Genomic DNA, 12,188 nt, shown 5'->3' on the forward strand with positions numbered 1-12,188 from the left:
GTCGGCGTCGGCGCTTCTTACGCCGCCGTGGTCACCTACCTCAACCGGGTCGGCCTTGCCGCCCGCGATCCGTTCGACTGCCCCATGGTCAACCGGTTCCGCAGGCAATAGCCGTAACGCCCGCCCGGCACATCGGCAGGTCGCGCGTCCGCCCCCGATCCATCCCGATGGCCACTCGTTAGTAAGCATGCTGTCTAATTCCCGCCAAACGGGTTACTGTGAAGTATGTTCTTCCTCTTTGGCCTATCAACCCGTGAAAACCTCCGCTTCACGAGCCCGGCATCCTGCCGCTACTGCGGCATGCACGCCCCCCAGCAGGTGATCGAACGGAAAACGAAGCTGTCGGTGTTCTTTATCCCGCTGTTGACGGTGAGCAGGAAGCGCCTTCAGGTGTGCACCAACTGCGGCGGGGCCTCAGGCATCAGCGGCGCTGAGGAACGCGCCCTCGCGGGTCAGGCGTTCCAGAGCCCGTAGGAGTCGGCGAGCGAGGAAATCTTCTGCGCACGCGCCAGGCGGGGCAGGTAGGAGCCATCGCCCACCACGGCGCCTGCGGCATGGGCGTCGAGGAGCTCGACGGCCCACTGGATCTCCGAGTCGCTGGGCGAGAGCCCCTTGTTGATCGTGTCGGCCGCTTCGGGCATAAGGCACAGTTTCCCGGTCATGCCCATCGACGCGGTCACCCGGCAGGCCTCGAGGAGTTTCTCACCCAGCGCCCCCACGGTCGGCCCGTCGATGGGGCCGGGGAGCTTCCCCACGCGTGAGGCAACAACAAGCTTGGACCGGGCGTAGGCCAGCGCCATCGGGTCGTCCGAGGCGCCCGTGTCCCTCCGGAAATCACCGACCCCGAATGCAAGGCGGAAGGTCCCGGGAGCGCTTGCGATCGCGGTTGCGTTCTCGATGCCCAGTGCCGATTCGACGAGCGCCAGGACTGGGGTTCCGGCCTTCAGCCGCATTGCCGTATGGGTGACCTGTTCGGGTTTCTCGGTCATGGCGAGCATGACGCCGCGCAGCCCCGGCGCCCCCGACAGCGCCGCAAGGTCATCGGCCCAGTACTCGGTTTCGATTCCATTGACGCGCACCCATGCGGTCATGCCGGTGGACAGCGCATTGACAACGCGGTCGCGGGCTTCCGCCTTGCCGTCGGCGGGCACGGCGTCCTCCATGTCGAAGATCACCGAGTCCGCTTCCGAGGTCAGCGCCGGAACGAAGTTGGCCTCGGATGCCGCCGAGGCAAGCAGCCAGGAACGGGAGAGCTTGGCGGGGAGCGCGGCGGCGCGGCTGTTTCTAAGTGAGGCCATAGGGAAACAGTACTTAGGGGGGCGGCCCATTATCCAACGGGGATGCCCCAAGCCGCCCAATTCGGGCGCCCGGCGCCCGATCCGCTACAGACTCGGTGGCATCATTACGCACCGATCTACAAGGGCGTCGGCCGAGGATCAGCCGAGCACCTCATCCATGTAGCACCAGCGCCACGATTCACCGGGCTCGACGCTGCGCATCAGCGGATGCCCGGTGTTGCGGAAGTGCCGGTCGGCGTGGAGGCCGGGCGAGGACTCGCAGCACCCCACTTCACCGCACTCGAGGCACATGCGCAGGTGCACCGGCGTTGTCCCTTCCCGGATGCAGCCGAGGCACTGGGGATCCTCCGGCGCGCTCCGCTGCGGCGCGACCAGCAGGTGTGCGCATCCATCAAGCGCGGGGCCGCTACGGCGCAGGGGTTCTCCCCGTGCCGAGGGCAGCCCCATCAGGTCGTCCGCGTCGTTGAAGTCGTCTGCTTCGTCGGCAAGGAAGGTCTCAAGCATCGCCTCCTCCGAGTCAAGGCGCTCGAGGACCTCATCCACCACCTCGGGGGCATACAGCCCGTTGCGGCGCAGGTTCAGCACCTCCCGCCGCTCGGCGTCGAGCATTTCCATCCGTAGTTCGAAATACCGCTGGCTCGGGGTCTGCATTAGATGCTCCGGCCGGCCGAGCCGCTCCCATGCCGCGCTGCTCCACTCCCTCGTGCGTCGGCGGAGCATCACCAGTATTTCGGGGGGATCCTCGGCACTGACGCGCCCCTCGAGTGCATGAAGGCCGGCTCCCGTGGATTGCCGGACCAGCAGCGCCCGCTGCAGGGCGTCCTCCCGCCGGTCCGGGCCGCGCAGTTTCAGCCTGCGCACCACCCAGGGCAGGCTGAAGCCCTGGATGGCCAGAGTCCCGGCGGCCACAACGAGCGCGGCAAGGATGAGCACCGGCCGGTGCTGGATGTCCTCGGGAAGCACAAACACAGCCGCGAGGGTCACCACGCCCCGCATCCCTGCCCAGGAGACGACGGCGGGCAATTGCCACGGCAGTGGCGGCTCGGATCTCTTGATCCGTGGCAGAAGCCGCGGCAGGTAGCTTGCCGGGAACACCCAGACCGGGCGCAGGAGGATCACCGCGAGCAGGATCGCACCGCAGACAATCCAGACCCGCTGTGGGCCGAGCGGGTCCTTCATGGCGGCGTCGATGATCGAGCGCACCTGGAGCCCGATCAACAGGAACACCGCGTTCTCCAGGAGGAACTGCACCGTTGCCCAGTTGGTGCGCTGGCTCAGCCGGGAGGCGCTTCCGGGCATCGCCGGGGTCCGGGTGCCGATGATGAGGCCGGCCACGACGACGGCGAGCACCCCCGAGGCGTGGACCGCTTCGGCCGGGAGGAATGCCACGAAGGGCGCCGCAAGCGAGATGGCGGTGTTGATTGAGACGTTCCGCACCCGCTTGCGGATGTGCAGCAGCAACAGTGCAGCACCGGTGCCGATGAGCGCTCCGCCGGCTGCCGCCACCACCAGTTCGAGGGCCACCTCCAGAAGGCTGAAACCTCCCGCGAGCGCGGCGATTGAGGAGCGCAGGAGCACCAGCGCCGTGGCGTCGTTGACGAGGGACTCGCCTTCAAGCAGCGCGACCGCGCGGCGGGGCATCCCGACGCGGCGGGCGATCGAGGTTGCGGCCACGGCGTCGGGGGGCGCGACGACGGCCCCAAGGGCGAACGCCGCGGGCAGGGGCACTTCGGGGATGAGCCAGGCGACGAGGAATCCCACGGCGACCGTCCCGAAGATGATGTAGCCGACGGACAGCATTGCGATCTGCCGTTTGAGGGTGCGGAACTGGACGACGGAGCTGCGCAGGGCGGCCGCGTAAAGCAACGGCGGCAGGATCCCGATCAGCACCAGTTCCGGAATGAGGCGCACCGGAGGGATGAAGGGAAGGTAGGACCCGATGACCCCGACCACAACGAGCAGGAGCGGGGCCGACATCCTCCACCGGCTGGCCAGGGCGCTGCCGGCGCAGATGACGGCAACGATCGTGAGCAGGCCCAGGGCGAGGTTCACCTGTCCGCGACCTCGGGACCCTCCACCCCCGCCCCCGGGGGCGGGACCTCCACCGCCTGGTTCAGCGGCAGCCGCACCTGGAAGCGGGTGGGTCCGGGGCCGGGGACCAGCTTCAGAGACCCGTGGTGCTTGTTGACGACAATCCGCCAGGAGATATCGAGGCCCAGCCCGGTTCCGCTTCCCACGGGTTTGGTGGTGAAAAACGGTTCGAAGATCCGGTCCTGGATGTCCTTGGGCACGCCCGGCCCGGTGTCCCCGATCTCCACCATGACCGTCTCGCGTTCGCGGACGGCGGTGACTATCAACGTCCCGTGCCCGTCCATTGCGGCAACCGCATTGTCGATGAGGTTGGTCCACACCTGGTTGAGCTCCGCCGGATAGCACTGGACCAGGGGCAGGTCCGGGTCATAGGTCCGCTCGACCGTGATTCCGCTGCCGATCCGCCGGTTGAGCATGACGAGCGTGCTGTCGAGCAGCGTCCGCACGTCCGCCTCCTGGTAGGGGGCCCGGTCGAGCTGCGAGTACTGTGAGGCGGCCACAAGCAGGGACGAGATGCGCGACGTCGAGTCCTGGATCTCGTCCATCAGCTGCTCGGTGGCGATGACGTTCGCGAGCCAATGGAGCACCCCGCTGACGTCGCCGTCCGGGGACCACCGCGCCGCTTCCGCCAGCCAGTCCACTTCGATGCCCGCCTGGACGAATGTCGCAGCCAGGTCCCAGCTCCCTTCGACGCCCTGGTCCTCGAGCCAGTCGGCCAAGGCGTCTTCCTTGTCGGAAACCTCGAGCGGGCCCAGATCCGACCTGTGGTGTGCCCGCTTGAGGATTTCATCCTGCAGTTCAACGAGCCGGGCCAGCACCTCCGGGGAGACGGTCAGGCCCCCCGCGAAGTGGATGGTGTCGCGGAGGTCCGCCACCCGCTCCCTGAGGATTGAGGTGGCCCGCAGCGCCGACGCCGCAGGGTTGTTAAGCTCGTGCGTGAGGCTGGCGGAAAGGGAGCCCAGGGCGATCAGGCGCTCCCGCTGGCCGATGACCTCGCGGGTGTTTTCCATCCCCAGGAACAGCCCTTCAAGCAGGTGCAGCGCCATCGGGAACCAGTCGGCGATCAGATTCCCGAAGTCCGCGGCATCGATCTCAAGGAACGTGCTGGGAACCGCGGCAAGGAACGACGTCGGATACTTCTGCGGAACCCGGTCTCGGAGGTACGCCTGCGTTGCGCCGGCGTACACCCCGCGCTGGCTGGTGCGCACGAGTTCGACGTCGTCCTCGCCAACACGCCGGGTCAGGACCACCTCGCCCTCGAGCAGGACGTAGAACCGGACCGCCGGTGTGTTCTCGCGGTAGATGGTCTCGGCCCCGTAGGAGTGGACGCTGCCGATTTCGCAAATCCAGGCCAGCTGCTCGTCGGTGAGTTTTTCGAAGAGGAAGAGGGTGCGCAGCTCCTCGGGGCTGCAGCGCCGGGACCCGTTCACTGCGGAGCCAGGTAGCGGTGAGCGAGGGTGACCGCCATGGCACCTTCCCCGACGGCGGAGGCGACGCGCTTGACCGATCCTGCCCGCACGTCGCCGGCGACGAACACCCCGGGGATGCTGGTTTCCAGGGGGAAGGGCATGCGGTCCAGCGGCCAGCCCGGCGGCGGCTTGCCGTCGATGAGGAGATCGTTGCCGGTCACGATGAACCCGCGGCTGTCACGCACGAGGACCCCTTCGAGGTTCTCGGTGTGCGGGTCGGCGCCGATGAAGACGAAAAGCCAGTTGGTTGCGACGTCCTCGGTGCCGCCGGTCGCGCGGCTCCGCAGCGTCAGCCCCTCGAGGTGTTCCTCGCCGCGGGCCGAAACTACCTCCGCCTCAAGGAGGACTTCGATGTTTTCTGTGGCCTCGATCTGGTCGATGAGGTAGGAGGACATCGAGGTGCGCAGGGTCGAGGAACGGATGAGCACCTTGACGGAGCGGGCAGTGCGCGCGAAGAAGATGGCGGCCTGGCCCGCGGAATTCGCTCCGCCCACGATGTAGACGTCCTCGCCGGCGCATTCGGCCGCCGACGACGTGGCCGCACCGTAGAACACGCCCCGGTCGGTGAGGTTCGCGAGTCCTTCTCCGGCCAGGGTCTTGTAGGCGACGCCCATGGCGAGGACGATGGCGTGGCCTGCGATCTCCGTCCCATCGGCGAAGGTGACAACGCGCGCACCGCCGCGGGCCTGGAGGCCGGTCATGTTGCGGGTGGTCAGCACCTCGGCGCCGAACTTCGAGGCCTGGCGCCTCGCCCGGTCCGCGAGCTGTGCTCCGGACACGCCGTCGGGGAACCCCAGGTAGTTCTCGATGCGTGAGCTCTGCCCGGCCTGGCCGCCGGTGGCGCTCTTCTCGATCAGGACGGTCCGCAGCCCCTCGGAGGCACCGTAGACGGCGGCCCCCAGCCCGGCCGGCCCGCCGCCCACCACGACGAGGTCGTAAAACTCCTCGAGCGGGGCGGTGCTGAGGCCGACGCGTGCCGCGAGTTCGGCGTCGCTCGGGGCGATAAGCGCTTCGCCGGTGTCGGTGACCACCACCGGGAGCACCGAGGCATCGGCGCCGGCCGCCGCAAGCACGCGCAGCCCCTCCGGTTCGGTGGAGGACAGCCACCGGTACGACACCTGGTTCCTTGCGAGGAATTCACGCACTTCGACGGAGCGGGCCGACCAGCGGTGCCCGATGATGGTTGTGGTGCGCACCGGACGGCGTTCGGCGGTGCGCCAGGACTCAAGAAGCGAATCGACAACCGGATACAGTTTCTGCTCGGGCGGGTCCCAGGGCTTGAGCAGGTAGTGGTCGAGGTCGACAACGTTGATGGCGTCAATGGCGGCGCTGGTGTCGGCGTAGGCCGTCAGCAGCATGCGGCGTGCGGCCGGGTAGATGTCGAGCGCTGCTTCAAGGAACTGGATGCCGTTCATTTCGGGCATCCGGTGGTCGGCGATCAGCAGGGCCACCTCATCGCCGCGGAGCTTGAGCTCCCGCAGCGCGGTGAGCGCCTCGGCACCCGAATCGGCGCGTACTATCCGGTATTCCTCACCGAAGCGCCGTCGGAGATCCCTTGCGACGGCGCGGGACACGCTTGGCTCGTCGTCGACGGTGAGGATCGCGACAAGCCCCCTCGCGCCGGTTCCCTGGCGCTGGCCGTTAGACAAGGCAGTCACGGCGCTCCAGAAGACAACGGCCCGCTGGTCCGGCACCTAATACTTCGGCAGCTTTTCTGCTCCCGCCCCCTGAAACAACAGCTGATCCCGTCACAGGGCCTCCTGCATTCGGTGCGCGTCGAAGCACACGCGCTTATCGAATCACCTGTTTCAACCGGGGGTCAATACCCCCCTCCTCCGGTGGGAAGCGGGGTCAGGGTTCCGGGGCTCCGGCGGGCGAACCCGGGCGGGCACGGATCGTCGCTCCACGGGTCCGCCCGGTACCGGCTCAGAGGTTGGCGTCGGCGAAGGTCCGCAGCGCGTCGCGGACGAATCCGGCACCGGCGGCACCGCCGTAGACGGCGCTGAAACGGGGATCTGCGACGTACATCTCACCGAGGCCGATGACGTAATCCTTGGCCGGCATGCCACCCTCACGCGGAATGCCCGGCGCCTCCGCCAGCCACCGGTAGTGCTCGTCGGCGAGCGCCTGGGCGTGGACGCCGTCGGGCCGCTCCCCGGATGATGCAGCGGTGATCCATCGATCGGCGAGCCGCTTGGCCGCCGCGGAGTACTCCTTGCGTTCGGTATCGCTCTTGGCCCTCCACCAGGCATCGGCCGACGCGTAGGCGTCTGCACCCCACCGCTGCTCCACCTCCTCCTTGTACTGGGTGTGGTCGAAGCCCTCGAACATGTTCTCCGCCATGAGCGGTTCTCCTCTCTCTAGATTGCGCACGGTGCCAAGCACCGATTCGATCTGCTTGCCGATCCGCTGTTGTTCGCGGCGCAGCTGCCCGAGATGGGCACGCAGCGCCGCGGCGGGCTGTTCACCGCCATCGAGGATGTTCCTGATGGCGGGCAGCGCAAGCCCGAATCCGCGCAGGAGGAGGATACGTTGGAGGCGCACCAAGGCGTCGTCGTCGTAGTAGCGGTAACCGTTGGCGCCTACCCGTGAAGGATTGAGCAGGCCCATCGCGCCATAGTGGCGGAGGGTCCTGCTCGTCGTCCCTGCAAGGCGGGCGACATCGTGAATCGACCTTTCCACAGCGTTTCTCCCTGTTCCTTTTTCCTGCGGAATTCAGTCTAGGAATTGACGCTGCGTCAAGGTCAAACGCTCATTCAGGCCCTCCGGGCCTGCGGCGTCAGCTGTACCAGAACCAGTGCGGCGGCCGCCAGGTAGAGGGCACGGCGTGCGCGTTGAAGCTCCCGCACTCTGAGCAGGAGTATCCGGCGCTTGCGGAAAGGAAATTGCCGGCATCCGGCTGGCGCGCTGGAATGAACTCTTCGAAGATCAGGAACTGGTCGGTGTTGCAGACGGGGCACCACGGCATTTCGCCGGGATCGCCGGGCCGAACCGCTGGCCGTGCTGAGCCCAGCGCGGCACCATGATTGATTGTTGTCATTGTCTTCACCATTTCAAACCTTGGCGGAGCCTACGCTGGCTTCGCGCGACGGTAAGGGTACTTCCAATATCCAGAATAGGCCCGTCTATACCACGTGGAAACCCTGCTGCGTGCAAGTAGTCGGGCGCGGCGCGGATGTTTGGCACAATGTCCTCATGCCGCCGAACGCTCCACGCATAACCGGACCGCTGCCAACAAAGGAAGCGGGCGCCCTCAACCGAGCGCTGGCGGACAGTGCCGACGTCACCGTGTTCGTGGACGGGACGGCGTACCGGCTCCCGCCGGCGGCCCGCGACGGCGTCCTTGACCTGCTTCAGCGGCTGGCCGCCGGAAGCACGGTGCAGTGCTCGTCGGTGGCCGATTTCCTCACCACCTCCCAGGCCGCCGAGCTTGCGGGCATTTCGCCGACCTACCTCCGCAACCTGACCGACGCCGGGGACATCCCCGTCGAATACCGGGGCTCCCACCGGCGCTTCCGGCGCGGGGATATCGAGGAGTGGCTGCGGCACCAGGGCAGGAGCGCCGCGGGCAGCTAGAAGCGGGGCCGGAGCATCCAGCGGCGGGCCTTCAGCGCCAGGTGCAGCTCAAGGCGCACTCCACCGGCCAGCGGATCGGCTCCGATGATCGAGCGCATCCGGGCCAGCCGGTTGTAGACACTGCTGCGGTGAAGGTGCAGCTGGGTTGCAACGTCCTGGACTGATCCGTTCTTGTCGTAAAGCAGTTCAAGGACGGGCAGCAGTTCGCCGTCGCCGTCCTGCTCCTCGAGTTCGGTGAAGTAGACGCTGTGCGCCGCCGAGAGCTGCCATCCCATCGCCGCCAGGAACTGGTAGGCGCCGATTGCCCGGTATTCGACAACTTCGCCCAGTTGCTGGTCGACCGCGCCGGCCTGGGCCGCCTGCCCGGCCTGGGAGTATGCACCGGGCAGTCCGCGGAGGTCGGTGAAGGTCTCACTGATGCCCAGCACGAGCCTCCCGGGGTGCCTGCCGGTGCGCTGGGCAAGGCCCTGGCGGTAGCGCTCCAATACCGTCGCATGGGTGGCCCGGCCGATTCCCGTTGCGAGGAACACCGCGTGGGAGGCGGCACCCGCGCTGAAGAGGACCGGCACCACGCCCACCGTCGCCTGGAGTGCGACGGTGCTGTGCTTCAGGGTGTCGGCCTGCGGGTCGGGATCGACCCGGCGCAGGCCGCCGGTCTCGACCACGACGGCGAGATGCCAGGGGCCCGCGGCGTCGTCGATATCCCGCCAGCCGCGCAGCTCCTCGACGGCGGGGACGACGCCGCTGCAGGCGGCGAGAAAGGTCGCCTCGCGTCCGCTGCGGTGCTGGGAGTCGGCGGTGTTGCCTTCAAGGAGCAGCTCGGCGAGCCGGTCGAGGCCTGGACGGACAGTGCGCAGCGCTGCGAGGATCGCTCCGGCCGAATCCTCCTCGGCATCCTGCTGGACCCAAAGGTAACCCACCCGGAACCCGCGCACGAGCAGCGGGACGCACACCCGCCCAAGCATGCCGAGCTCGGCATTGGCCGGAACGGCGACGGGCCGGACGGCGCTTCCGACCCCGTGCCGCATCTGCCATGCGTGAACGTCCGCCGGGACCTTCTTGCTCAGGAGGAAGTTCACCCTCACCCGGTCCGCGGCACCCTGGTGCCGACTGTAGGCGATCAACACTCCGTCCAGGTCCTCAAGGGAGAGCCCCCTGCCGAGGGCGGTCGCGATGTCCTCGACGGCGTCTTCAATGGCGGGGGTCTGCACCGATCCAGCTTAGGGTGTGGGTGCGGGGACGGCGACAATTGCCGTCCCCGGACTCGACACCTGTCGATTGCAACAGGGGGGCGGCACTGCTAGTGAGCGCGGTCACAACAGCGGACCGCAGAATCCGGATCCGGGGAAACGTCCCCGGCTGCCCCGGCGCTGCGCATCCAAGGTGGCGGCCACGCGCGTTCCCGGCTCCGCGGGGGACCAGCAGCCCTCTCCGCGTGCCGCCGCCGGCGTTGTTCCACCGGAGACAGCACCGCCATTGAGCGGCCATACTGTGGAGAAGCCTGATCGGCGCCTTTCCCTTATGTGCTCTGGAGAACCCCATGATCATCGGTGTCCCTAAAGAAGTTAAGAACAACGAGTTCCGCGTGGCCATCACCGCCTCCGGTGTTCACGAATTCAAGGCACACGGCCACACCGTGCTGGTGGAGCGCGGCGCCGGTGCCGGCTCGAATATCACTGATGTGGAATATGGATCCGCTGGCGCGGAGATCGTTGATGCAGCCGACGAGGTGTGGGCCCGCGCGGACATGGTGATGAAGGTGAAGGAGCCGATCGCACAGGAGTACCCGCGCTTCCGCAGCGGGCTCATCCTTTTCACCTACCTTCACCTTGCTGCAGAGCCCGCGCTCACGAGGGCCCTCCTGGAATCGGGAGTGACGGCCATCGCCTACGAGACCGTCCAGGACGGGCGTTCCCTCCCCTTGCTCGCCCCCATGTCGGAGGTCGCGGGCCGGCTCTCCGTGCAGGTCGGAGCGCAGGTCATGACCGCGCCCGCCGGCGGCCCGGGCCTGCTCCTGGGAGGAGTCGCGGGCGTGCGCCCGGCGAAGGTCACCGTGTTGGGCGCCGGCGTTGCCGGGACGAACGCCACGGCGATGGCAGTGGGAACCGGCGCCGACGTGACGATCCTCGACATCAACATTGCACGTCTGCGCGAGCTCGACGCCCTCTACTCCGGGCGGGTCAAGACCGTCGCCTCGAACGCCTTCGAGATCGAGAAATCGGTGCTTGAGGCCGACCTCGTGATCGGATCGGTCCTGATCCCGGGCGCGAAGGCACCCAAGCTTGTCACCAACGACCTCGTGGCGCGGATGAAGCCCGGGAGCGTGCTGGTGGACATCGCAGTCGACCAGGGCGGCTGCTTCGAGGACTCCCGGGTCACAACCCACGAAGACCCAACCTTCCGGGTGCACAACTCCCTGTTCTACTGCGTCGGCAACATGCCCGGGGCCGTGCCCAACACGTCGACCTACGCATTGACCAACGTCACCCTGCGCTACGCAGCGGCGCTTGCCAACAAGGGCGTGCGCGCGGCCTTCGAGGCGGATCCCGCCCTGGCGCGCGGACTCAACATCGCCGCCGGGCAGGTGGCACACTCGTCGATCTCCGAGGCGCACGGGCTTGAGCTGGCCGAGGACTGGCGCGAGCTGGTTTAGGGACGGGTGTCCTTCGGCGGGATGCTAGGGGTTCGCCCTAGAACCGCGAGGCAACCCGGTGGGCCCGCTCGATGAGCCGCAGGCCCGCCAGCGATTCCTGGGGATCGACCGGCGCTGGGCCGCCCTCGAGCAGGGCGGCCGCCAGCCCCCGGTAGAACTCCGCGTAGTCGCCTTTTTCGGTGGTGACGGGGACCGTTGCGCCGTCATGGCCAAGACGTCCCTCCCGGCCCTGCGGCTCCACCCCGTAGTCGGCATCCGTGGGGCGGGCACCGGAAACGATTGAGGCCTCCTGCGGATCCATCCCCCACTTCGTGAAAGATGAGCTTGTCCCGGTTACCCGGAAACGGGGACCAGCCTGCGGCGCCAGCGAGTTCATGGCCAGATGGGAAACCACTCCCTCCCCGTGGAGCAGGACAAGGAACGCATCGTCGTCGGGGCCGCCCCCTGCCCTGCCCGTGGAAATTTCGGCGTGCAGCAGGTCGGCCGGCCCAAACAGCCGCAGCGCCTGATCGATGAGGTGGGGGCCGAGGTCATAGAGGATGCCGCCGCCCTCGGCGGCCCCTGCACTGGCCTTCCAGGGTTTGGAAACGGCCGGCTTGAAAGACTCGATGCGGGATTCAAACCGCCGAATCCGCCCAAGGGCGCCGTCGCGCACCAGCTTTTCGACGGTGAGGAAGTCACCGTCCCAGCGCCGGTTCTGGAACACGCTCAGGGCCTGCCCCTTGGAGGCGGCAAGGGCGACGAGCCGCTCACCGGCCGCGCTTTCGACGACGAAGGGCTTGTCGACGACGACATGGTGCGATGCAAGGAGTGCCCCCTCCGCCAGTTCCGCGTGGGTGGCCGGCGGAGTGCTGATCACGGCGAGGTCGGCCTGGCCCGCGGTCAGCGCCTCCCCCGCGGAGGAAATGACCGAGGCCCCCGGATGGTCCCGGCGGGCGGCCGCGGCCCGCTCCGGATCGGCGGTGACGATCGCGGTGAGTTCGTAGCGCGGGTCGGCGGCAATGAATGGGGCATGGAAGACCCTGCCGCCCAGACCGTACCCCAGGAGGACCACTCGGATTTTCTGCATTGCCCCAGCCTACCGGGCGGGGTCAGCGTGCC

Annotated in this window: 10 protein-coding genes and 1 pseudogene; 4 read left to right on the top strand and 7 right to left on the bottom strand. The window is 67.8% G+C overall.

What is annotated here, in order from left to right; all coding sequences use genetic code 11:
- Positions 1-111 (top strand): annotated as a pseudogene (locus tag AC4D2R_RS12895) (acyl-CoA desaturase); the annotation flags it as partial.
- A gap of 114 nt (positions 112-225) precedes the next feature.
- Complete coding sequence (locus tag AC4D2R_RS12900) at positions 226-474, top strand: zinc-ribbon domain-containing protein (RefSeq protein ID WP_490940349.1); 249 nt, start codon at positions 226-228, stop codon at positions 472-474.
- Here the strand turns inward: AC4D2R_RS12900 and AC4D2R_RS12905 are convergent.
- The 5 genes from AC4D2R_RS12905 to AC4D2R_RS12925 form a co-directional block, all read right to left on the bottom strand.
- Positions 453-1,298 (bottom strand): HpcH/HpaI aldolase/citrate lyase family protein, encoded by an 846-nt coding sequence (locus tag AC4D2R_RS12905; protein WP_490900512.1) that lies wholly within the window; start codon positions 1,296-1,298, stop codon positions 453-455. The genes AC4D2R_RS12900 and AC4D2R_RS12905 overlap by 22 nt on opposite strands.
- 138 nt (positions 1,299-1,436) lie before the next feature.
- The gene (locus AC4D2R_RS12910; RefSeq protein WP_490940350.1) at positions 1,437-3,350 is read right to left on the bottom strand and encodes a Na+/H+ antiporter; all 1,914 of its coding nucleotides are present in this window, start codon (positions 3,348-3,350) and stop codon (positions 1,437-1,439) included.
- Entirely contained in the window at positions 3,347-4,819 is a 1,473-nt protein-coding gene (locus tag AC4D2R_RS12915) for an ATP-binding protein (protein WP_490940351.1), read from the bottom strand. The genes AC4D2R_RS12910 and AC4D2R_RS12915 overlap by 4 nt, the downstream gene beginning before the upstream one ends.
- Positions 4,816-6,516 carry an NAD(P)/FAD-dependent oxidoreductase gene (locus AC4D2R_RS12920; protein ID WP_490940352.1) on the bottom strand — a complete coding sequence of 567 codons (1,701 nt, stop codon included), beginning with the start codon at positions 6,514-6,516 and terminating at the stop codon, positions 4,816-4,818. Before AC4D2R_RS12920 ends, AC4D2R_RS12915 begins: the two co-directional genes overlap by 4 nt.
- Before the next feature lie 268 nt (positions 6,517-6,784).
- Positions 6,785-7,540: a MerR family transcriptional regulator gene (locus tag AC4D2R_RS12925; protein WP_490940353.1), complete on the bottom strand. Its 756-nt coding sequence runs from the start codon at positions 7,538-7,540 to the stop codon at positions 6,785-6,787.
- Positions 7,541-8,053: 513 nt separating this feature from the next.
- Between AC4D2R_RS12925 and AC4D2R_RS12930 the strand changes: the two genes are divergently transcribed.
- The gene (locus AC4D2R_RS12930; RefSeq protein ID WP_490940354.1) at positions 8,054-8,434 is read left to right on the top strand and encodes a helix-turn-helix domain-containing protein; all 381 of its coding nucleotides are present in this window, start codon (positions 8,054-8,056) and stop codon (positions 8,432-8,434) included.
- Here the strand turns inward: AC4D2R_RS12930 and AC4D2R_RS12935 are convergent.
- A complete protein-coding gene (locus tag AC4D2R_RS12935) occupies positions 8,431-9,645 on the bottom strand; it encodes a PucR family transcriptional regulator (RefSeq protein WP_490940356.1) in 1,215 nt (404 codons plus the stop codon). The two genes, AC4D2R_RS12930 and AC4D2R_RS12935, sit on opposite strands and share 4 nt — an antisense overlap.
- A 329-nt stretch (positions 9,646-9,974) precedes the next feature.
- Here AC4D2R_RS12935 and ald point away from each other — a divergent pair, with 329 nt between their 5' ends.
- Positions 9,975-11,087, top strand: a complete 1,113-nt coding sequence (gene ald, locus AC4D2R_RS12940) for an alanine dehydrogenase (protein ID WP_490940357.1) — start codon at positions 9,975-9,977, stop codon at positions 11,085-11,087.
- 37 nt (positions 11,088-11,124) lie between these two features.
- Here the strand turns inward: ald and AC4D2R_RS12945 are convergent, their stop codons facing one another.
- Positions 11,125-12,156: a Gfo/Idh/MocA family protein gene (locus tag AC4D2R_RS12945; RefSeq protein ID WP_490940359.1), complete on the bottom strand. Its 1,032-nt coding sequence runs from the start codon at positions 12,154-12,156 to the stop codon at positions 11,125-11,127.
- Between the last annotated feature and the right edge of the window lie 32 nt (positions 12,157-12,188).

This window comes from Arthrobacter sp. TJ-217 (genome assembly GCF_058269255.1).